This window comes from Desulfatitalea tepidiphila (assembly GCF_001293685.1).
GTDB classification, from domain to species: Bacteria; Desulfobacterota; Desulfobacteria; order Desulfobacterales; family Desulfosarcinaceae; genus Desulfatitalea; species Desulfatitalea tepidiphila.
The window spans coordinates 61,679-80,614 of the sequence record NZ_BCAG01000007.1 but is presented as its reverse complement, the minus strand read 5'-3'; the positions used below and the strand labels follow the sequence as shown (position 1 = coordinate 80,614).

Here is an 18,936-nt window from a genome sequence, read left to right as displayed (position 1 = left end):
GCTGGATACCTACATCGCCTTGGCGCCGCAGGATCCTTTCGGCCATCGATTCAGGGGCTACCTGCACTACCGCCGAAAGCAGTACGACAAGGCGGTTGCGGACCTCGAAGCCGCCCTGCAGCTGAATCCGGAAGATGCCTACGCGCATTTTTACCTGACCTATGCCTACGCGGGGCTTTACCAGACGGCCGCACGGCTGGACCCGCAGCGCAGCGGCTACAAAGAGCGCTTCCGGTATCATCGCGAACGCACTCGATCCTTCACGGACCGCCATCCGCTTCGGGTGGCATGGCTGAATCGATCCTATCCCGATGGATCGAGGCAAGGCGGCGACTAACCCATCCTAGTGGACCGGTTGTTACAGCTCAAAGGTCTGACCCACCATCGGTACCCGCGCATCATAGCCGTTTTTTCTCAACAGATCGGCAAAGGCCAGACTCTGATCCTCTTCGCCGTGGACCACGGCGATCTTCTTCACGCGCAGATTGGATGATTTCAAAAAGCGCAGCAGTTCGTTGCGATCCCCGTGGGCGGAAAAACCCCCGATTTTTTCGACATGGGCTTTGAGGGGATACTCTTTGTTGAGGATCTTGACGATGGGCGCGTCGCCGCTGCGACCGGCCGCCTCATAGGCCTCGCCCTGCTCGAGGATGCGCCGGCCCAGGGTATGCTGGGCCATGAAGCCGACGATGATGATGGTGTTTTTGGGATTGTGGATTTTATAACGCAGGTGGTGCAGGATGCGACCGGCCTCGCACATGCCCGAAGCGGAGATGACGATATGGGGGTTGTTGTCGCGCATGAGGGCCATGGACTCCTCGACCGACTGGGTGAAGTGCACCTGTTTGAAGTCGAAGGGATTTTTGCCGTTGCGCAAAAAGGTCTCGTGGGTATCCCGATCATAGACTTCGGGGTGCTCGCCGAAGACCTTGGTGATGTTGGTGGCCAGCGGGCTGTCGACATAGACAGGCCTGGGTTTGACCGAGCCTTCGGAGTAGAGCTCGTGGATGATATAGAGCAACTCCTGCGTGCGGCCGTAGGCAAAGGCGGGGATCAGCACGCATCCGCCGCGTTCGAAGGCCTCGTTGAGCGTTCTCATCAGATGGGGTTTTAAATCGACCACCGGCTCATGGTCGCGGTCGCCGTAGGTGCTTTCGATGATGAGCATGTCGATGTCGCGGTCCTGCTCGTCGAAATGAAAACAGGGGTCTCGCAGGATCGGTTTGTCGAAACGTCCCAGGTCGCCGGTGAAGGCCACGGTACGGGTCCGGCCGTTGTCGTTGTGCCGCACGATGGTGATGGCCGACCCTAAAATATGACCGGCTTCGTAAAACGTGCAGGTGAGATGTTTGCCTACGGTGCTCGTGCTGTGATAGGGCACCCCGTCGAATTGACTCAAGGCCTGTTCGGCATCTTCGATCGAGTAAAGGGGTTCCACGCGCTCCAGGCGATGGCGGATCATGAGCTGGGTCACGGCGTCGGCGTCGATGCGCTGGCCGCCGCCCTTTTTGAGCATCTTTTTCAATGCTTCGTATTTGCGTTTGCCGATGGGTTTGCCGTTGAGCGTCGGGCCATGGGAGAGGGCCGCACGCACCGTTTTGTAGTTGAGGTATTCGGCATCCTGTTCCTGGATGTGGGCCGAGTCGGGCAGCAGGTAGGCGCAGGTATCGGCCGTGGCGCGGGTGCAGACGATCCGGCCGGAAAAGCCCTTTTTGACCAGCAGGGGAATGCGGCCCGAATGGTCGATGTGGGCATGGGAGAGCACCACGTTGTTGATCATGGAGGCCTGAAACGGCAAGACCCGGTTCTTTTCCTCGGATTCCTTTCGGCGCCCCTGGTAAAGGCCGCAATCAAGCAGGATATGATCGGTTTCCGTACCGATCAGGTGCATGGATCCGGTCACTTCTCTTACCGCGCCATGGAAGGTGATGTGCATGGTCTGTTCCTTTCTATGCAGGTCTGGACGGATTCAGCCCCAGGGTGAAGGGTTTCGCTGTCAAAGGCGCAAATGCCATATCAACTCGACACGGTCCGAGGTTATCGTAACCAGATGCTCTTGTCCAACCCGATGATGGGTCACCTGCCAGGGCCGGCCGTCATAGGTCAGCAGGAGATGGTCGTCATCGACGATGCGGTGGATCCGGCAGCGGGACAGGCCGGTCAGCCCCATGCCGACCGCCTTGAGCACGGCCTCCTTGGCGGTCCAGTAACGAAAGAAGAGGAGCGTGTCGACGGTCGGCGCCAGCGCCCACTCGTCCGGGGCGGCCAGTCGTTCCCCCAGGCTCTCGCTCACCGGACGCAGCCGTTCGATGTCGATGCCAACCGCATGGGGCGAGCAGACGGCGGCCACGTAGGCATTCTTGTGCGTCAGAGACCAATAGAGGCCGTTGCTCGGCAGGGGCGCGCCGTTGTCATCCTTGTCCAGCGGGCCGAGTTTCTGGCCGCTGTATCGGGCCGACTGGGCCAGCGCTTCGCGGGCCGCGGCGCGCAGGGCGTCCACCTTGGGGCGCCCCTTGAGCGGCCGGGCCGCCGCCGGTACCGGCAGGATCACGGGATGCAGGGTCGTGCGTCGGGTCATGATCTCATTTCTTGTCCAGCGCTTTGCGGTAATGCAGGGCCTGGTCGTAGATCCGCTTTCGATTCACGTTGAAACGGGCGGCCAGATCCCGGGCGATGTCGCTCAACGGGGCTCGGCGATCCTCCACGGCCTGGTGGATGGCGGCGTCGATCTCTTCCTCTCCCAGCGGTTCGGCCGCGCCAGCACCGGCGACCAGCAGCGTGCACTCTCCTTTGATCGTCCCCTTGCGGTCGAGTGCCCGGATGATGTCGGACAGCGTGCCCCGGATGAACTCTTCGTGCAGCTTGGTCATCTCCCGGCCCAGCACCGCCGGCCGGTCGCCGAGGGTTTCGATCAGTTCATCCAGAAACGCCTGCAGACGCTGGGGGGATTGATAAAAAATCAGGGTGTGCGACAGGCGCGCCAGGTCGGCCAGCTGTTCGGCGCGCCTGTTTTTCTTGCGGCTGGGAAATCCCACGAAGGTGAATTGGTCGGTGGGCAGGCCGGATACGGACAGGGCCGTGATGGCCGCCGAGACGCCGGGAACCGGGAAAATCGGGAGGCCTCGTTCGGCGGCCGCCTGCACCAGGCGGTAGCCCGGATCGGACACGGTCGGTGTGCCGGCATCGGAGACCAATGCGATGGCGGTGCCCGCTTCGAGCTGTTGGATCAAGGTCGCCGTGCGTTCGATTTCGTTGTGTTCGTGGTAGGAGACGAGCGGTCGGTCGATATGGTGGTGGGCCAGCAGCCGGCGCGTGTGCCGGGTGTCTTCGGCCGCGACCAGGTCGACTTCGGCCAGGACCTTCAGGGCCCGCAGGGTGATATCGGCCATGTTGCCGATGGGCGTCGTCACCACGTAGAGTCCGGGTGGCAGCGATTTATCCGTAGGCGAGTTCGAAGGCATTGCGGATGACCTCGATGATGGGTTTCGCCGCGACCATCTGAACGGTCACCACGTCAAACCGGGCCCGCCGGTACATGGCCTTGTGGGCCTTGAGGTAGACGAGCGCCAGCATGGAAAGCTTGCGCTGTTTGGCCGGGGTGATCGCCCATTTGGGATCCCCGTAGCTGCGGGAGCGTCGCGCCTTGACCTCGATGAAGACGATCGTGCCGTTGTGATCGGCGATGATATCGATTTCACCGGCCCGGGTGCGGTAGTTGGTTTCCAGAATCCGATAGCCCTCGCGCTGCAGATACTGGGCGACCATCTGCTCGCTGGTCTGACCGAATCGCTGGCGGTCATCAACCATCGCGCAAGCCGTTCGCAGAATCGAGCGGGCCGCGCCAGGGCAGGTGCTCGCAGACGCCTCTAAAGGTGCGGCGATGGATGGTGCAGGGTCCGTGCGCTGCGATGGCGGCCTTGTGGGCCTGGGTGGGGTAGCCTTTGTGGCGGTCGAAACCGAACAGCGGGTATTGGACATGGTAGTCTTTCATGATCCGGTCCCGGCTCACTTTGGCGATGATCGATGCGGCGGCGATGGAGATGCTGCGGGCATCGCCCTTGATGATGGTATCCTGGGGCAGTTCGGACGGAATGCCCTGCCGGCCGTCGATGAGCAGAAGGTCGGGCTGGGGATCGAGCTGGGCGACGGCCAGGGCCATGGCGCGTCGCGATGCCTGCAGGATGTTGATGCGGTCGATTTCTGCGGCATCGACGATACCGATCCCCACGGCTTCGGCTTCGGCCTGGATCCGATCGAATAGGCGCTCGCGCTGTCGGTGGGTCAACTGCTTGGAATCATTGACGCCCGGCACATCAAAGGCAGGCGGCAGGATGACTGCCCCCGCAACCACCGGCCCGGCCAGGGGGCCGCGGCCGGCCTCATCCACACCGGCAATCCGGTTGTAGCCTTTGTTGCGATGCGCCTGCTCGAATGCCCAGAGATCCGCTGCCATGCGATCCGGTCGCAACCACCTAACCTAACCGTTTTTCACGAATACGGGCCGCCTTGCCGCGCAGTTTGCGCAGGTAGTAAATCTTGGCGCGACGCACGCGGCCGCGGGTGACGATTTCGACCCGGTCGATAATCGGTGAATGCATGGGAAAAACACGCTCCACGCCCACCCCGTAAGAGACTTTGCGTACGGTAAAGGTCGAATTGATGCTGCCTTTGCGCTTGGAAATCACCACGCCCTGGAACATCTGGATACGTTCCTTGTCACCCTCTTTGATTTTAACGTGGACGCGCACCGTATCGCCCGGCAGAAAATCGGGCATATCCATACGCATTTGCTCTTTTTCCAACTGCTTGATGACTTGCATGATCTCTATTCTCCCGTTGTTTCCAGTGATATTTGAGATGCTGTTTTCGTTATCGACACATCCGGTCCAAAACGATCGAAACCGCCGACCGAACCGAAAGATGGTTGTAGCCGCTGCCGCTTTCGATGGGATCGAGCCTGAAGTCAGCCCGCTCCATCACCTCCGGGGCCAGCCCCCAGGCGGTGCCGAAGAGCAACAGCGCCGGCCGGTGATCGCTGACGACGCCGCGCAGGTCGTCGAAGTTCAAATTGTTGTTCGACCGCCGGGCGCTGGTGGCAATGGTCACCGGCGCCGCTCCCCATCTGTCTGTCATGTCCGCCGTCGCGGCTTCAAGGCGCGTCGCGAGGCGGATCAGGGACAACGCGTCCCGTCGATCCGGATTGTACTGTGCGCCAACCCCGGTGACCCAGTGCGCCAGGATGCGCCGTACCAGGTCCTGCTGATCTTCCAGCGGGGTCACCACGTAAAACGCATCCAATCCGAATGTCCTGGATACCCTTGCAATATCGTGCAGATCCAGGGCCGTCACAGCGGCGGCAATGGTCTGCCCGTTTTTATCCACCACCGGATGGTGGATCAGGGCCACGGCCAATCTGCTCGCGTATGATGCTTTCGATCTCACGGTGCCATGCGCTCAGCAGCGCCATCTCCTCGTCGCTCAATCGGCCCTTGCGCAACAGGTCGGGTCGTCTTGCAAAGGTGCGCAACAACGCATCGGCACATCGCCAGCGGGCGATCCGGTCGTGGTGTCCGGAGAGCAAGACCTCCGGCACCTCGTCACCTTCGAATGCCGGCGGGCGCGTGTAGTGGGCCGTGTCCAGGCGGTCATCGCCGAACGAATCCTGTTCGGCCGAATCTTCGTTGCCCAGAACGCCCGGTATCAACCGCGTCACCGCGTCCATCACGGCCATGGCCCCCACTTCGCCGCCGGTCATGACAAAATCGCCGATGGAAATTTCCATGTCGACGAATTGCTCGGTGAACCGTTCGTCCACACCTTCATAGCGCCCGCAAACCAGAATCATGCCGGGCAGTTGGGCCAATTGCCCGGCCAATCGCTGATCGAACCGCTGCCCCTGGGGCGACAGCAGGAGCGTGGGCGCCCGAGGGGCCATTTGTCGGGCAGCCTTGGTGGCTGCCGCCAACGGCTCGGGTTTCATGACCATGCCGCAACCGCCGCCATAGGGCCGGTCGTCGGTGACACGGTGACGGCCTTCGGCATAATCCCGAATGTTGATGGCCGTCGTATCGATAGCGCCGCTTTGAATGGCCCTGCGCATGATGCCGTTTGCCCAGAACGCATCCATCAGTTCCGGAAAAATGGTGAGAACGACGAATTTCATCGCATTGGCCGGCCGCTAAATGAGGCCTTCGGGCAGCTCCACCCGCATGAAACCCTTCTCAATGTCAATATCCAGCACCACCGACGAGATGGCCGGGATCAAAATTTCGCCGGACGGGTGTCCCGGCGGTGTTTCGACCACATAGATGTCATTGGCCCCCGTAGGAATGATCTGGGTCACACGTCCCAAATGTTCACCGGTCGTGGTGACCACGGCCAGGCCGATCAAATCTTTCCAATAATAGGTGTCCGGTTCCAGCGCCGGCAGTTCGGATCTGGCAATGAACACGCCCCAGCCCTTCAACGATTCCGCCTCGCCGCGTGTCCGGACACCTTCCAGTGTCAACCGAACGATTCGTTTGTGCGCCTGGGCCCATGTGATCACATCCTGCCGCATCCCGCCGGCTTCATCGATCAGCACGACCTTGCCGTGCACGGCAAAACGCTCCGGTGATTCCGCATAGGAATAGACTTTCACCGAACCGCGAATGCCATGGGCCCCGGTGATGGTTCCGATCTGAATGAAATCATCCGGCACAACTGGACTACTCAATGATTTCAAGGACCGTTCGTTTTCGGATTTTAGCCGACGCCGCGCTGAGCAGTGTCCTCATGGCCCGCGCGGTGCGTCCCTGCTTGCCGATCACTTTTCCCAAATCGTCTTTGGCGACCTTGAGCTCCAATACCGATGTCTGGTTGCCTTCGATTTCGGTGACTTCCACCTGTTCCGGATGGTCTACTAACGCCTGCGCGATGGACTTGATCAGGTCTTTCATAGCATCCCTCCCCTTGGATCGGCGATTGCAGAAACAGCTGTGGTTATCCTACTGAGCCGCTGGCGCGAAAACGCCCTCTTTCTTCAAGAGGCTTCGAACGGTGTCCGTAGGAATGGCACCCTGCTGCAACCAATAGTGAACCCGATCAGTTTTCAGTGTCACTTCTGCTGGGTCCTGCAGCGGATTATAAGTGCCCACGTTTTCGAGAAACCTTCCATCTCTTGGGCTTTCGCTATCCGCTACCACAATGCGGTAAAAAGGTCGTTTCTTGGCGCCGTGCCGGGCCAATCTGATTTTAACTGCCATTCACTCTTTCTCCTTTGGATTTAAAAAGGTAACATGCCGCGTCCCATACCGCGCATGCCGCCTTTACCGATCTTTTTCATCATTTTCATCACCTGGGCATAATTTTTCAACAGGCGATTGACGTCCTGGACGCTGGTACCGCTGCCGCTGGCGATGCGTCGTCTCCGGCTGCCGTTGATGATGTTGTACTGGCGGCGTTCCTGGGGGGTCATCGAGTTGATGATCGCCTCGATGCGCACCAGTTCGGAATCGTCCACCTCCATGTTTTTCAACTGCTTGATCTTGCCCATCCCCGGAATCATGCCCAGGATATCGCTGAGCGACCCCATCTTGCGCACCTGGAGCAGCTGGTTCTTGAAATCGTCCAGGGTAAACTGATTCTTGCGCAGTTTTTTTTCGAATTCGGCGGCCTGTTTGGCATCCACGACCTCCTGGGCCTTCTCGATCATGGTGAGCATATCGCCCATGCCGAGAATGCGCGACGCCATGCGATCGGGGTGGAACGCCTCCAGGTCGGTCAGTTTTTCGCCGACACCGATAAATTTGACCGGCTTGCCGGTGATCGATCGGATGGACAGGGCCGCGCCGCCGCGGGCATCGCCGTCCATTTTGGTCAACACCACACCGCCGATGCCCAATGCCTCGTCAAAGGCCTTGGCCATGTTGACCGCATCCTGACCGGTCATGGCATCGGCGATCAGAAGAATGTCCGAGGGATGAACGGCTTTCTGAATCGCCTTGAGCTCATCCATCAGGGTTTCGTCGATGTGCAACCGGCCGGCCGTATCGATCAGCACCGTGTCGCAACCGCTCTTCTGGGCCTCCACCCGCGCCTGCTGGCAGATATCCACCGGCTTCATGTCGGCGCGCGATGCGAAGACGGGTACATCGATCTGGGTCCCCAGTTTGCGCAGCTGCTCGATGGCCGCCGGTCGATAGACATCGGCCGGCACCAGGTATGGCTTGCGGCCTTTTTTCCGAAGCATGACGGCCAGTTTGCCGGTAGTGGTCGTCTTGCCCGAACCCTGCAGACCGACCATCATGACGGGCACCGGATGGGTACCTGACAAATCGAGGTCTTCATGGGCTCCGCCCATAAGGCGGGTCAGCTCTTCATTGACGATTTTGATGACTTGCTGACCGGGCGTCAGGCTGGTCATCACCTCCTGGCCCAGGGCCCGCTCCTTGATATCGGCGACGAACTGCTTGACCACCTTGAAATGGACGTCGGCTTCCAACAGGGCCATGCGCACTTCACGCAGCCCTTCGGAAACATTTTTTTCCGTAAGGGTGCCGTGTCCCTTGAGCCTTTTAAAGACGCCATCGAGTTTTTCGCTCAGGCTCTCAAACATCGTTGGTCACCACAATACCAATAAAACCTTGAAAATAAACTGATATAAATGATAAGTCAAGCAAAACAAAACGGCAACACCATGGTTGCCGTCGCTGACAAATGGTTCATGAACCGGAGCCCTATACCACCAAAGCGGGTGCGGGGCAAGGCATAATAAATGCCGATATTGGGCGCTGAGGTTTTAAGTGTAAAGTTTTAAGTTTAAAGTGAAGGTATGTTGTTATTTTATGATCAATGACATCAAATCGATGACCCGGGAGGCACTGCTCGCCTGGCTGTTGGCGCACGGCGAGAAGCCTTATCGCGCCGACCAGATTCTCAAATGGATTTATGTGCGGCTGGTCGACGGTTTCGATCAGATGACCGATCTGAGCAAGGCCTTTCGCGGCTTGTTGGCCGAGCACTTTTCCTACGGCCGCCTGGAGGTCGATCGGGTGCTGGCGTCCGATGACGGTACCCGCAAGTTCCTGTTTCGCTTGCATGATGGCCATTTGGTGGAGAGCGTTCTGATCCCGGAGCGCAACCATTACACCCTGTGCATCTCCAGCCAGGTGGGGTGCGCCCAGGGGTGCCGCTTCTGCCTCACCGGCCAGGGCGGATTCGCGCGCAATCTGGCCTTCAGCGAGATCGTCGGACAGGTGTGGGAGGTGCGCCGGCGGCTCGAGGATCCGTCGCAGTTGACCAACCTGGTCTTCATGGGCATGGGGGAACCGTTGGCCAATTACGGCCAGCTGCTGCCCGCTATCGAGATATTGACCAGCAGCGAATGGGGCATGAAATTCGCATCGCGGCGCGTAACGGTCTCCACGGCTGGCCTGGTGCCCCGACTCATCGATCTGGGCCGTGACACGCGGGTGAACCTGGCCGTCTCGCTCAACGAGGTCGATGACGAGGCCCGCAGCCGATTGATGCCCATCAACCGCACCTATCCCATCGGGCAGTTGCTCGAGGCCTGTCGCGGTTATCCCCTGCCCAAGGGCCGCAAGATCACCTTCGAATACATTTTGTTCAGGGGATTGAACGACGACCTGGACCATGCCCGCAGGCTCGCTCGGTTATTGGGGCCTCTGAAGGCCAAAATCAATCTGATTCCCTTCAATCCTTACCCGGACAGCCCGTTCGAGCGGCCCGAAGAAAAGCGCATTCAAACCTTTCAGGATTTTTTGATCGGCAAGCATTTCACCAGTGTGGTGCGCTACAGCAAGGGGCTGGACATCATGGCGGCCTGCGGCCAATTGCGGGCCCACGCGCAGTCCAAACCCATGCCGCGTTAACGGGTGTTTGACGGCGTTCAGCGATCAGGAACGCCATCAAGTGATCAGGAAACGTTTTGACTCACCCGGTGAAATGGCAAGGACTGAGATCGTCTGGGTTTTGGCCCTGGTTTCAACCTGGACCTGGGCCGGTGCCGCGTCAGGGGCCTTGCTGTACCCCGCGCAGATGCAGGCGGCCAGAAAAATCATGGGATCCGGCCCCCCCCCGGGCATCAGCACACTGGGGCCGGGATAGTTTTTGACCTTCAGCAAAGCATCGGTTTCACCGTCGTACCACTGGAGGATCTGTTCGTTGTCCTGCTGGGTGCGCCCGATGACGATCTTGGTCGCCGGCCCCAATCGCATGTGCCGGCCATGGCGAAGCAGGAAAAGGGCATTGCGGGTCAATTCGTCCCCATGATCGATGAGATCCTTGAGTCTGCGGGAGTAGCCCGGATCGGTCAGCAGACACCCCCCGGCTGGAGCGGGATAGGTTTTGATACCGAACTTTTCCGCCAGGGCGATTTGCGGTTTGCGCGATCGCCCGGTGAATCCGAACAGGTGCTGTCGGTCGACCAGGCCTTGCTGCTCCATGGAGGTTTCCGGCAGGCACTGGGCGCTGAGCGGCCTGAGGATGCGTCCGTCGAACCCGGAATGCTTTTCCACATACCGGAGGGAAGAGACGTTCTGAGACATGGGTCGCTGACCACGCACCTCCCCGCTGAACAGGAAATCAAATCCATGCGTCTGCATGAACCGTCCGGCCTTGTTGAACATCAGGGCGTGGCAATCCATGCAGGGGTTCATGTTTTTTCCGAATCCGGCCGGGGGATGCGTGAGCATCTCCAGATAGTCCACCGTGATATCCTCGACGTGCAGGGGGATACCGGTCTGTTGGGACGCCAGCCGTGCCTTTTCGGAGGTGAAGAAAGGCGTTTCGAAGCAGATCCACTCCACGTGGATGCCTTGGTCGCGCAGCACGAGGGCCGAGAGCATGCTGTCCAGGCCGCCCGAACAGAGACCCAGGGCGCGGACGCTGCGGGGTCGATCCATAACCATAGGATAGTAAGGTCCTTGATGTGATCTGAAAGTTAAAGTGTCGCATAGTAAAAGCCGGGCAGTGGCCTGTCAAGGCTGGCGTATCCATGAAATGCATTCGCCCCTGGCGGATGGGAACGGACATGGCAGGCGTGGGTGGGGCAGGTGGCCAGGGCCACGTGAGCCTGCGGTCTTAGAGCCAGTTAAATGCAAACGGCGGACAAGCGGCCCAGACTGTCTGAGCGCAGCGAGTTTCTGGGCCGCCCGCCGTGCATTTTACTGGCACTTGACCGCTTGGCGTGTGGCATCGGCCACCTGCTCCACACACGCCGGGTTTAATGCATAACGGTCAGTTAGAATCCCTGGCCAGGCATTGCGTATATTTACATATACGGGGTTTCATGTTATCGCTGAGCCCCGTCCGCCGGATGACGGACAGCTTCCATATCGTCGCCCTGAGTGCCGGGCGGTGGTGCCGCTTCACTATCTGTTTGCCGAACGATCGTATTAAATTGCGGCCTGCCTTTTTTGCTTGGCGTCAAACACTACTAACCATAGGGGAAGTTACCCATGACGACCGAACGTGAATCCATTGAATTTGATGTCCTCATCGTCGGCGGTGGGCCGGCGGGATTGGCCTGCGCCATTCGGCTCATGCAACTGGCAGGGAAAACGGGCCGGGAGCTGGAGGTGGCCCTGATCGACAAGGGGGCCGAAATCGGTTCCCATGCCGTCAGCGGCGCCATTCTAAAGACCAACGCGCTCAACGAATTGATGCCCGACCACATGGAAAAGGGCTGCCCGGTGGAATCGGTGGTGCGCGGCGATGCCTTTTATTACCTGACCCCGGTCAAGGCCATGGCCGTGCCGGTCGTGCCACGCTACATGCACAACAGCGGCTGCTACATCGTCAGCCTGTCTCGTGTCGCCCAATGGATGGGGCAATTGGCCGAAGAGATGGGGGTGAACATATTCCCCGGATTTGCCGGAAAAGAGGTGCTCTATGCCGAAGATGGCCGCACGGTCGTCGGCATTCGGACCGGCGACAAGGGGTTGGGCAAAGCGGGCGAGCACAAATCCAATTTCGAGCCCGGCATCGACCTGTTGGCCAAGGTGACCATATTCGCCGAGGGGGCGCGCGGCAGTCTGGTCAAAACCCTGGGCAAGGCCCTCGATCTTTACCGCGACCGGTTGCCGGCGGTATATGAAACCGGTATCAAAGAGGTGATTCAGCTGCCCGAAGGCAAAACCTTCTTTAGCGGAAACAGCTTCAACGACATCCACTTGATGGGATACCCGCTGGGTCTGGGCACGCCCGGTGGCGGATTTATCTATGAGATGAGCGACAACCGACTCGGTATCGGTTATCTCACCGCGTTGTGCTACGAAGATCCGGCCCTCGACCCCTACGACATGTTCATACGTTTTAAACGCCATCCGTTCGTCGCCGATATCATCAAGGGGGGCAAGGTGGTCGAGCAGGGCGCACGCACGGTATCCACCGGCGGTTACTACACCATGCCCAGGTTGTGTGTGAATGGCGGGTTGCTCGTGGGCGGATGCGCCGAGATCCACAACGCGCCGGCCCTGAAAGGTATTCACGTGGGTATGAAGTCGGGCATGCTGGCCGCCGAAGCGGCCCTGGAAGCCCTGGACAAGGGAGATGTCACCGCCTCGGGGCTGGATGGTTATCGTCGACGGTTGGAGCAGAGCTGGATCAAAAGCGAAATGTGGGAAGGACGCAATTTCGCCCAGGCACTGGCCAAAAAGGGCATCGCCAAATTCATCCACCTCGGGGCCCAATACGTGACCGGCGGCCGCGGTATCATCGATCCCATGAACATGGAGGCCGACGCAGAAACTCTCCAGCCCCTGCCGACCGGCGCCACCGTCGAAGCACCCAAGACCAAATACGACGGCGGGCTTTACGTGGACAAGCTCACCGGTGTCTATCTTTCAAAAACCATGCATCGCGAAGATCAGCCCTCTCATTTGATCATTCCCGATCCCCAGATCTGCAGCAATCAATGCTATCCGGCTTTTCGCTGCCCATGCACCCGCTTCTGCCCCGGCAATGTTTACGAGTTGGAACTGGACCCGATCAGCGGCAAGGCCCATATCAAGTTGAATCCATCCAACTGTTTTCACTGTAAAACATGCGATATCAAGGATCCCTACGGCAATATCACCTGGACCTGTCCGGAGGGCGGAGAGGGACCTGGATACACGATCGTTTAGTAGCGTCTCAAATTTGGGGCCATTCGTTCGAATGGCCCCTGTCATCAGATTAGCGGATTCCTTTCCTCGGTGGTAAAATTCCTGACATTCTTTTCTTGCGGCGTCTGCACGGCCAGTTCGATATGTCTAAAATAATTAGTTAATTTAAATAGATAGGGTGCCATCATCGAGTCGAGGATGGCATGTCGTTTGCTTTGGATTAATGAGTGATCTGAAAGAGCCGTGCATCGATTTGCCTGAAATGGAAGGAGGAAGGCAATGGCCAATAAAAAGGATACACAGGAAAGGCGCCATAAAATCAATTTCATATTGGAGGCGCCGGATGCAAAAACGGTTTTTCTGGCAGGCAGTTTCAACGATTGGTCGGTTAAAACGCATCCCATGAAAGATGATGGCAAGGGGGTATGGACCAGAAGCCTTCTTTTGTTTCCCGGATCTTACGAATACAAATTTTTCGTGGATGGCCAGTGGCGGGAAGATCCGTGCAATGAGCGATGCTGTGCCAACTGCTTTGGCAGCCTGAACAACGTGGTGCAGGTCAATCGATAGGTCCTCGCCCAAGTCTCATGGAAATTATAAACGGCCCTTTTTGATGATGGCCACCAACAGCCACACGCCCAGAAAACCGGCGGCGAGAAAACCGATCAGGCCGATCAGTGAGATGCCGTATACCATGGGCGGCATCCTGGAAATGACGATGAGGGCCGAGCCGATGATCAGGGCGGCGATGATGATGGCGAACGAGATGCGATTGCTGATCTGGTCATGGGTGGCCAGCATCTTGTCCAGGTCCTTGAGCACCAGGGTGAACGACATCTTTTTTTGCCGCAGGCTGTGGCTGATCTCCAGCAGATCTTTTGGGAAATCGGTCAGGAACTCATAGGATTGCTCGATCAAGCGGACGACGTCCTCCATCAGGCGGCCCGGCGCCAGTCGGGCGACCTTGACGTCACGTATAAAGGGGGTCACCGCCTGGATCATGTCAAAGTCCGGATAAAGCTCCCGGGCGATGTTTTCCACCTGAGACAGGGCCTTGAGCATCAGGAAGATGTCGGGCAGGATGCGCATGCGATTCTTGGTTGCCACTTCCAGCATGTGCTGCATCAGTTTGCTGAATTGGATTTCCCCGAGCGGTCGATAGAGGTGGCGCCCCAGAAAGTCGGCGACGTCCTTCTCCAGCTCGGTTCGGTTCGGCTCTTCATCCCATTCGGTCAGTTTCAGGAGTATTTCAGCGGTGCGGGGCTCGTCGCGCCGGATAACACCCTCAACCAACCGGACAAAGGCTTCCCTCGTGGCACGATCCACGGCCCCGGTCATGCCGAAATCGATCAAGCAGATGACATTGCCGGGAAGTACGAAAATATTCCCGGGGTGGGGATCGGCGTGAAAGAAGCCGAAGGTGAAGATCTGTTTGAAAAGAATATCGGCGCCCCGTTCGGTGATGACGCGGCGGTCCATGCGGGCGGCATCGATTCGCTGGGTATCGGACACCTTGATGCCATCGACATACTCGATGGTCAACATGCGCCGGGACGAGTAATTGCGGTAGACCTTGGGAACATATACGTTGGGGTCGTTCAGAAATTGCCGGGACACGCGTTCCATGCTCGACGCTTCCAGCGTATAGTCCAGCTCTTTTTCGATGGTGTTGGCAAACTCTTCGACGATTTTGATCGGTCGGTAGACGGCAAGTTCTTCGATATGCCGTTCGGCCAGGGTGGCCAGGTGCAGCATGATTTCCAGGTCGACCTCGATGACTTTCTCGATGCCGGGCCGCTGGACCTTGACCACCACCTCGTCGCCGCTGTGCAGGCGGGCACGGTGTACTTGACCGATGGAAGCCGAAGCGAGGGGCACCTCATCCAGCTCGGCAAAAAGATGCTGACAAGAGGTGCCCAGTTCGGCCTCGATGGATTGGACATAGGCGGCCGAACTGAAAGGCGGCACCTTGTCCTGCAGTTTGGTGAATTCGTTGACGAACTCGACCGAGACAAGGTCGGGACGGGTCGAAAGGATCTGGCCCAGTTTGATATAGGTGGGGCCCAACTCCTCCAGCGCCATGCGCGTGCGCTCGGCACGCGTGAGTTTCTCGAGCCGTTCCCGTCGCTTGCGGGAAATCATCTGCAGTCCGATTTCGATGTACTGCTCGATCTTGAGTGTGTCGATCAGGTCGCCGAATCCGTACTTGAAAAGAACCGCCAGTATCTGGCGGTATCGATTCAGGTGCCGGTAGGTGCGACCGATCACACCGATTTTTCGGATGCTGATCATGCGACTCCGGGTGTGAGAGCGGCCTGGGACGGGTTCCCCGACGCTATTCTTCTTTTTGGGTCAGGCTGTTGACGATGCCCTTGAGTTCGCGGATCTCTTTTTTCAGCTCTTTGAGTTCATCGGTGGTCACGATCTGGGTCTTTTTCAAAAAATTGCGGACGGTCGATTCGATCCGTTTTTCCAGCTTTTCCTGGGTTTCTTCATAACGCTGGCGGGCCTCGTCCAGGAACTTGCGTCCCTCTTTTTCGGACACTTCCCCCTTTTCCTGCATATCGTTGACAAACTCCTCAACCTCATCCCAGGTTTTCAATGCCAACCCGATACCGGTCAGCATGCCCTTTTTGATCATGTCAAACATGAGATCCTCCTTGGGAAGAATAGCTATTGTTGTTGGCGGGTTATATGGTGATCAGCGTTGTTGAATGAGTAACATAGCGACTGGGTGAATGCAAGCCGTTTGGCAAGAGCACAGGGATTCTAACTGAACGCGTTTCATTAAACCCGGCCTGTGTGGAACAGGTGGCCGATGCCACACGCCAAGCGGTCGAGTGCCGGTAAAATGCACGGCGGGCGGCCCAGAAACTCGCTGCGCTCAAACAGTCTGGGCCGCTTGTCCGCCGTTTGCATTCAACCGGCACTATCGACCGCTGGCGCATGTGGCCCTGGCCACCTGCTCCACACACGCCTGCCATGCCCGCTGCGATGCGAATTTTTTTATCAAACACCTTTTGGAAGGCATGCTCTCCAGGTTGAATCACATTCAGTTAGAACTGCAGGCAAGAGCGGGCTGGCGTCCGTGATATCCGGAGTGGGCGCACAAATCCCGCCCCATGCTTAAAAGGCGCTTGACTGTCTCGACGAACTTACCTACTTTAATATACTTAGTTTTTCAATCCAACTGGACGGGAAAGGTTCTATAACGATGGCGTTTACGATAGCGTTGGCAGGCAAGGGGGGGACGGGCAAGACGACCATTTGCGGGTTGTTGATCAAATATCTGGTTGCAAAAGGGAAAACACCCATACTGGGTGTGGATGCGGATTGCAACGCCAACCTGAACGAAGTTTTAGGTTTGGAGGTCAAAGATACGCTGGGTCAGGCGCGCGAGGATATGAAAAAAGGCAAGGTGCCTTCCGGCATGACCAAGGATATTTTCATGTCCATGCGGCTGGAAGAAGCGGTGGCCGAAGAAGACGGGTTCGACCTGGTGGTGATGGGACAGCCCGAAGGACCGGGGTGTTACTGCGCGGCCAACACCTTGCTGACCAACCTGATGGAGCGGTTGGTCGTGAATTATGCCTACGTGGTGATGGACAACGAGGCCGGCATGGAGCACATCAGCCGGTTGACGACCAACAATGTCGATGTTCTGTTGATTGTGACCGATACCTCCCGCCGTGGTCTCCAGGCGGGGTTGCGCATTTACAAGTTGGCCCAGGAACTCAACATCGGCGTCAAAAAGAGCTATCTGGTGATGAACCGGGTGAAGACGGAACCGGAAAAAGAGGTGCTCGATCTCATTGGTCAGGATGGTTTGGTGTTTGCCGGTACCATTCCGGACGATGAGACGGTGTATACCTATGATCTCAAAGGCAAGCCGACCATCGACATCGATTCAAACAATCCGGCGGTGGCGGCGGCCTTCCGTATATTCGACAAAATTCTGGCGTGAACCGGCAACGGTCGTTGGGGGCTGCGCTCATAATTGCATCAAAAGCGCGGTAGAAGATCCGTTGGTGCCGAGACCCTGTTCCGCCGGGAATTGATCTGCGAAACGGTTTGACGTGTGCGAGTCATCGGTTGAGATGAAAATCGTACAATGGGTCGATAACGATCGCAAAGCATCGAGGGGCAGGCCATGAAAAGAACGGGTTTTCTCTATGACCAGAGATATCTGCTGCACGATACGGGGCCCTACCATCCGGAACGGGCCGAGCGGTTGCAGGCCGTCTACCAGGGGATAGAATCGGCGGGCCTGCTGCCGCACCTGACAAGGATCACCGCGCGGCCGGCGGACATGAAATGGGTGGAAACGATCCACACCGGAAAATACATCCGCCGTTTTGAAGAGGTCTGCCTGGCCGGCCATCGCACGCTGGATTGTGAAGACAACCAGATGTGCCGCGAGACATATGAAACCGCACTTCTTGCCGTAGGCGGCGCGCTGGAGGCCGCGCGCATGATCATGGCCGGTGAACTCGACAACGCCTTCTGCGCCATCCGGCCGCCGGGACATCATGCCGAGAGAGAAGAGGCCATGGGATTTTGCTATTTCAACAATGTCGCCATCGCCGCCCGCTATCTGCAGATGGAGTGGAACATCCAACGCGTGGGCATCATCGACTTCGATGTCCACCACGGCAACGGCACCCAGCACATCTTCGAAAAAGACCCCACCGTCTTTTACTACTCCATTCACGAGCATCCCTCTTTCGCCTATCCCGGCACCGGCCGAGAGTTCGAAATGGGGTCCGGCGAAGGATATGGTTTTACCAAAAATTCACCGGTCCTGCCCGGGCAGAGCGATGAGGAGTATCGGCGCCTGTTTGAACAGGACCTGTTGCCGGCGTTTGAAAAGTTCTCGCCCGAGGTGATTATCGTGTCCACCGGCTTCGATGCCCACAAGGAAGACGACATGGCCGATATGCGGGTGACCACAGAGGGTTTTGCCTGGATCATGCGGTCCATCATGAAACTGGCCGATACATATGCCCAGGGCCGGCTGCTGTCCGTTTTGGAGGGTGGCTATTCACTCGATCGCCTGCCCGAGCTGGCGGCCGATCACGTGCGAATCATGCTCGACGCATAAAAGGAGGAGATGAGATGTTTGTCAGCCGATCCATGACCGAAAAGGTGATCACGGTTCGCAAGGAGACATCGCTGCTGGAAGCTCAGGACCTGATGAGCGAGCATCAGATCCGCCATCTGCCTGTGGTCGATGATGACAATATCCTGATGGGCATCATTACGGACCGCGATATCCGCGGTGCACTGCCTTACCATCTTGTCAAGGAAAAGCCCGATTCCCAGGAGCGCGCCAAATATGCCCATCTCAAGGTGGAGACATACATGACGGACAAACCGGCGACCATATCGCCGGAGCACACCCTGCAGGACGCCTTGTTGTTGATCCAGGAAAAGAGGATGGGGGCTTTTCCGGTCGTGGATCGTGACGGGCGGCTCAAGGGCATCATTTCGGTGCGCGACCTTCTGCGGGCCTTTATCAATGTGCTGGGCATCGGTGAACCTGGGACCCTGCTGTGCATTCTGGCGGAAGAAAAAGTCGGGCAGCTCAAGCGGATCGTCGATGTGATCACCGAAGAGAAAATTTCCTGTGGCAGCGTACTGGTGGCACGCTATTTCGAAAAAGACAAGCGGGCCGTTTTTCCCTATCTGCTGACCAACAACGTGATGCGTGTCAAGCAGCGGCTGCGCGAGTTGGGTTTCGAGATCCTCGATCCGATGCAATGGTATCTGGATCAACTTCCCAAGGCGGCTCCGCCTGAAGCATAACCTGCAACCGGAAAATTTTTGGTGT

At 58.0% G+C, this 18,936-nt stretch carries 22 protein-coding genes; 7 read left to right on the top strand and 15 right to left on the bottom strand.

What is annotated here, in order from left to right; genetic code table 11:
* Positions 1–19: 19 nt before the first annotated feature.
* Complete coding sequence (locus DFT_RS24225) at positions 20–337, top strand: tetratricopeptide repeat protein (protein WP_054034280.1); 318 nt, start codon at positions 20–22, stop codon at positions 335–337.
* Positions 338–358: 21 nt separating this feature from the next.
* On the opposite strand, the gene DFT_RS24220 is transcribed toward DFT_RS24225, so the two are convergent.
* From DFT_RS24220 to ffh, 12 genes are read right to left on the bottom strand one after another with little or no spacing between them, the layout of a single operon-like run.
* Complete coding sequence (locus tag DFT_RS24220) at positions 359–1,936, bottom strand: MBL fold metallo-hydrolase RNA specificity domain-containing protein (RefSeq protein ID WP_054034278.1); 1,578 nt, start codon at positions 1,934–1,936, stop codon at positions 359–361.
* Positions 1,937–1,996: 60 nt separating this feature from the next.
* Positions 1,997–2,578 (bottom strand): 4'-phosphopantetheinyl transferase family protein, encoded by a 582-nt coding sequence (locus DFT_RS24215; protein ID WP_054034276.1) that lies wholly within the window; start codon positions 2,576–2,578, stop codon positions 1,997–1,999.
* Between the two features lie 4 nt (positions 2,579–2,582).
* On the bottom strand, positions 2,583–3,461 hold the full coding sequence (gene rsmI, locus DFT_RS24210) for a 16S rRNA (cytidine(1402)-2'-O)-methyltransferase (protein WP_054034275.1): 879 nt from the start codon (positions 3,459–3,461) through the stop codon (positions 2,583–2,585).
* Positions 3,436–3,807, bottom strand: a complete 372-nt coding sequence (locus DFT_RS24205; protein WP_054034273.1) for a YraN family protein — start codon at positions 3,805–3,807, stop codon at positions 3,436–3,438. The genes rsmI and DFT_RS24205 overlap by 26 nt, the downstream gene beginning before the upstream one ends.
* A complete protein-coding gene (rnhB, locus tag DFT_RS24200; RefSeq protein WP_054034472.1) occupies positions 3,800–4,453 on the bottom strand; it encodes a ribonuclease HII in 654 nt (217 codons plus the stop codon). The genes DFT_RS24205 and rnhB overlap by 8 nt, the downstream gene beginning before the upstream one ends.
* A gap of 19 nt (positions 4,454–4,472) precedes the next feature.
* Positions 4,473–4,820, bottom strand: coding sequence for a 50S ribosomal protein L19 (rplS, locus tag DFT_RS24195; RefSeq protein ID WP_054034271.1), 348 nt, complete (start codon positions 4,818–4,820; stop codon positions 4,473–4,475).
* Between the two features lie 49 nt (positions 4,821–4,869).
* Positions 4,870–5,406 (bottom strand): RNA methyltransferase, encoded by a 537-nt coding sequence (locus tag DFT_RS24190; RefSeq protein ID WP_083453760.1) that lies wholly within the window; start codon positions 5,404–5,406, stop codon positions 4,870–4,872.
* Positions 5,375–6,163, bottom strand: coding sequence for a tRNA (guanosine(37)-N1)-methyltransferase TrmD (gene trmD / locus DFT_RS24185; protein WP_054034267.1), 789 nt, complete (start codon positions 6,161–6,163; stop codon positions 5,375–5,377). Before trmD ends, DFT_RS24190 begins: the two co-directional genes overlap by 32 nt.
* A gap of 15 nt (positions 6,164–6,178) precedes the next feature.
* Entirely contained in the window at positions 6,179–6,700 is a 522-nt protein-coding gene (gene rimM, locus DFT_RS24180) for a ribosome maturation factor RimM (RefSeq protein WP_054034265.1), read from the bottom strand.
* Between the two features lie 7 nt (positions 6,701–6,707).
* The gene (locus DFT_RS24175) at positions 6,708–6,938 is read right to left on the bottom strand and encodes a KH domain-containing protein (protein ID WP_054034263.1); all 231 of its coding nucleotides are present in this window, start codon (positions 6,936–6,938) and stop codon (positions 6,708–6,710) included.
* A 48-nt stretch (positions 6,939–6,986) separates the two neighbouring features.
* On the bottom strand, positions 6,987–7,244 hold the full coding sequence (rpsP, locus tag DFT_RS24170) for a 30S ribosomal protein S16 (protein ID WP_054034262.1): 258 nt from the start codon (positions 7,242–7,244) through the stop codon (positions 6,987–6,989).
* A gap of 20 nt (positions 7,245–7,264) precedes the next feature.
* On the bottom strand, positions 7,265–8,596 hold the full coding sequence (ffh, locus tag DFT_RS24165) for a signal recognition particle protein (protein ID WP_054034260.1): 1,332 nt from the start codon (positions 8,594–8,596) through the stop codon (positions 7,265–7,267).
* 229 nt (positions 8,597–8,825) lie between these two features.
* Here ffh and rlmN point away from each other — a divergent pair, with 229 nt between their 5' ends.
* Positions 8,826–9,872, top strand: coding sequence for a dual-specificity RNA methyltransferase RlmN (gene rlmN, locus DFT_RS24160; protein ID WP_054034259.1), 1,047 nt, complete (start codon positions 8,826–8,828; stop codon positions 9,870–9,872).
* A gap of 36 nt (positions 9,873–9,908) precedes the next feature.
* Here rlmN and DFT_RS24155 read toward each other — a convergent pair whose 3' ends face one another.
* A complete protein-coding gene (locus tag DFT_RS24155) occupies positions 9,909–10,910 on the bottom strand; it encodes a DUF814 domain-containing protein (RefSeq protein ID WP_054034257.1) in 1,002 nt (333 codons plus the stop codon).
* Between the two features lie 549 nt (positions 10,911–11,459).
* Here DFT_RS24155 and DFT_RS24150 point away from each other — a divergent pair.
* The gene (locus DFT_RS24150; RefSeq protein ID WP_054034255.1) at positions 11,460–13,127 is read left to right on the top strand and encodes an electron transfer flavoprotein-ubiquinone oxidoreductase; all 1,668 of its coding nucleotides are present in this window, start codon (positions 11,460–11,462) and stop codon (positions 13,125–13,127) included.
* A gap of 258 nt (positions 13,128–13,385) precedes the next feature.
* On the top strand, positions 13,386–13,676 hold the full coding sequence (locus DFT_RS24145) for a glycogen-binding domain-containing protein (protein WP_054034253.1): 291 nt from the start codon (positions 13,386–13,388) through the stop codon (positions 13,674–13,676).
* 24 nt (positions 13,677–13,700) lie between these two features.
* Here the strand turns inward: DFT_RS24145 and DFT_RS24140 are convergent, their stop codons facing one another.
* Together DFT_RS24140 and DFT_RS24135 are read right to left on the bottom strand one after the other, a co-directional pair.
* A complete protein-coding gene (locus DFT_RS24140; protein WP_054034251.1) occupies positions 13,701–15,398 on the bottom strand; it encodes an ABC1 kinase family protein in 1,698 nt (565 codons plus the stop codon).
* A gap of 43 nt (positions 15,399–15,441) precedes the next feature.
* Positions 15,442–15,756, bottom strand: a complete 315-nt coding sequence (locus DFT_RS24135; protein ID WP_054034249.1) for a phasin family protein — start codon at positions 15,754–15,756, stop codon at positions 15,442–15,444.
* 564 nt (positions 15,757–16,320) lie between these two features.
* On the opposite strand from DFT_RS24135, the gene DFT_RS24130 reads away from it, so the two are divergent.
* From DFT_RS24130 to DFT_RS24120, 3 genes are all read left to right on the top strand, one after another.
* A complete protein-coding gene (locus DFT_RS24130; RefSeq protein WP_054034247.1) occupies positions 16,321–17,070 on the top strand; it encodes an ATP-binding protein in 750 nt (249 codons plus the stop codon).
* Positions 17,071–17,256: 186 nt separating this feature from the next.
* Positions 17,257–18,207 carry a histone deacetylase family protein gene (locus DFT_RS24125; RefSeq protein WP_054034246.1) on the top strand — a complete coding sequence of 317 codons (951 nt, stop codon included), beginning with the start codon at positions 17,257–17,259 and terminating at the stop codon, positions 18,205–18,207.
* A gap of 14 nt (positions 18,208–18,221) precedes the next feature.
* A complete protein-coding gene (locus tag DFT_RS24120; protein ID WP_054034244.1) occupies positions 18,222–18,911 on the top strand; it encodes a CBS and ACT domain-containing protein in 690 nt (229 codons plus the stop codon).
* The last annotated feature ends 25 nt before the right edge of the window (positions 18,912–18,936 follow it).